Origin of the sequence: Sulfurovum sp. bin170 (assembly GCF_010892395.1) — a bacterium.
Classification (GTDB): domain Bacteria; phylum Campylobacterota; class Campylobacteria; order Campylobacterales; family Sulfurovaceae; genus UBA1140.
This window is the reverse complement of sequence record NZ_JAACKB010000457.1, coordinates 1-2452: the sequence shown is the minus strand read 5'-3', so window position 1 is coordinate 2452 and position 2452 is coordinate 1. Positions and strand designations below refer to the sequence as shown.

The following is a 2452-nucleotide window of genomic DNA, read 5'->3' as shown; positions in this document are numbered from 1 at the left end:
TTATCAACTCAAAACAGAGTTCAAGAAGCTTCCACAGGATAGAGAGTATCTGCTCTATTGTGAGAGAGGGGTGATGAGTCAGTTACATGCACAGTACTTGAGGGACTCTGAGAGTAGAGAGAATGTTAGGGTTTATAGACCTTAGGAACCGATGGCTTTACAATGAATTAGCGAGGCTAAAGCCATCGTTTCCTTATATGCAATTGGCATTTTCGGAATCGGCGTGTTTACACCCGAACTATTTGATTCAAAAAAAGCTTAATTCAACGGCATTGGACTAAAGTCTCCGATTCTAAACGAGTTCTACAAAAACTCTAATATAAAAAATCATTATAAAGTAAATAAAACATGCAAAACCTAATAAACCTTTTGACTCAAAAAACTGCTTTAAACAGAAACCAAATTACCAATATTTTAAAACTCCTAGATGAAGGCTCCACCATCCCTTTTATCGCTCGTTATCGTAAGGAGATGACAGGTGGAGCTTCTGATGATCTGCTTCGTGACTTTCATGAGGTCTATCTCTCAGCAAAACGACTGCTTGAGCGAAAAGGGGAGATTGTCAAGCTTCTTATTGAGCGAGAGCATATGACGACTGAACTACAAAAAGCGATTGATGGTGCAAATACCATGACGACGCTAGAAGATATTTATCGACCTTACAAAGAGAAGAGAAACAGTCGTGCTTCTATGGCGATTAAAAATGGTTTGGAGCCATTGGCAAATATTTTGCAGTCAGCAAAAATGGATAAACGAGAGTTTGAGACCAAAGCCAAGCTCTTTGTAGAAGGTGCTGTAGAGTCTGTAAATGATGCTATCAATGGAGCCAAGGATATTGTAGCTGAACGCTTCGCTGACTCTGCAAAAGAGCGTAATATCCTCCGTGATATGACCCTAAAACATGGGATGATTGAGGTGAAAGCAGGAAAAAAGTTTGATGAACGAGGGGTCTACAAAAACTATAAATCTCACTCTGAACGAGTGGCTTATGTGCCGTCTCATCGCTATTTGGCTGTGCGTCGTGGAGAGAAAGAGAAAGAGTTATCTGTTAAAATCTCTATAGATTCGGAGCGATATTTGGAGACATTGAAGCGTTATAAGTTGCGTGATTATATGGGTAGCTCAAAGTCTATACTTTTTGAAGCCTACAGAGATGGGTTCAAACGACTATTGTACCCTTCGATTGAGCGAGAGGTATCGGCTCTGTTGAAAGAGCGTGCTGATTTGAGTGCTATTGGGGTCTTTGGCAAGAATCTATCACAACTTTTTATGACCCCACCTGTGACCAATAAAGTGCTTCTCGGAGCAGACCCAGCCTACAAAACAGGTTGTAAACTGGTAGTTATAGATAAAAATGGAACCTATTTAGATGATGCTCTTATATTTCCAACACCTCCAAAATCTGATTTTGAGGGTTCGCGTAAAGTAGTTTTGGATTTGGTCAAAAGGCATGGTATTGATGGGGTGGTCATAGGGAATGGAACCGCGTCCAAAGAGACCCAAGAGTTTTTTGCCAAAATCAACAAAGAGCTAAAGGGTGAACTGAAATATACGGTGGTTTCAGAGGCAGGGGCTTCGGTTTATTCTGCTTCCAAGGTGGGTGCAGAGGAGTATCCCAACCTTGATGTAACTGTGCGTGGAGCCATCTCCATCGCAGGGCGTGTGCGTGACCCTATGGCAACTTTGGTGAAGATAGACCCAAAATCTCTAGGAATCGGACAATACCAACACGATGTAGACCAGAAGTTACTCGAACGAAAACTTCAAGAGGGAGTGGAGAGTCTGGTCAATGGAGTTGGGGTGGATGTGAACTCTGCTTCTGCGTCGCTACTTGCTTTTGTGGCAGGTGTGGGTTCAAAGTTGGCGAAAAATATTGTAGAGTATCGCAAAGCCAATGGTGCGTTTAGGAGTAAAAAAGAGCTACTAAAAGTAAAAGGTCTAGGGGCTAAAGCCTATCAGCAGTTGGCAGGATTTATCCGAATTCGTGAGGGTGAGAGTATCTTTGACAATACTGGAATCCACCCTGAGAGTTATGCAGTGGCCTCAAAGCTTGAAAAATTTTCAGATGTCTCTGATACCAAGGCTTTGGCAGAAAAACTGGGAGTAGGGGAGGCGACGCTAAAGGATATTATCAAAGAGTTAGCAAAACCTGGTTTTGACCCTCGTGAGGAGTTGGAGAGCATACCTTTCAAAGATGATTTGACCGATATATCCATGTTAAGAGAGGGAAGCATCGTCTCTGGTGTGGTGCGAAATATTGCTGATTTTGGTGCTTTTGTAGATATAGGGTTAAAAAATGATGGGATGATTCATATCTCGCAGATGAGTCAGAAACGGATTTCACACCCTTTGGAAGTTTTGTCTGTCAATCAGTATTTGGCTCGGATTGAGGTGATCTCTATAGATTTGGAGAAGGGAAAAGTTGGGTTGAGTTTGAAGTCTATTTGATGAT

General features: G+C 42.0%; 1 protein-coding gene. It reads left to right on the top strand.

Annotated features, from left to right (window positions below; genetic code table 11):
• Positions 1 to 348: 348 nt before the first annotated feature.
• Positions 349 to 2448 (top strand): Tex-like N-terminal domain-containing protein, encoded by a 2100-nt coding sequence (locus GSY74_RS10680; RefSeq protein ID WP_164665130.1) that lies wholly within the window; start codon positions 349 to 351, stop codon positions 2446 to 2448.
• Positions 2449 to 2452 lie beyond the last annotated feature (4 nt).

Bases quoted from the DNA above. Each gene is read 5' to 3' on its own strand.
- GSY74_RS10680 (WP_164665130.1), top strand. From the start codon at position 349: ATGCAAAACCTAATAAACCTTTTGACTCAAAAAACTGCTTTAAACAGA.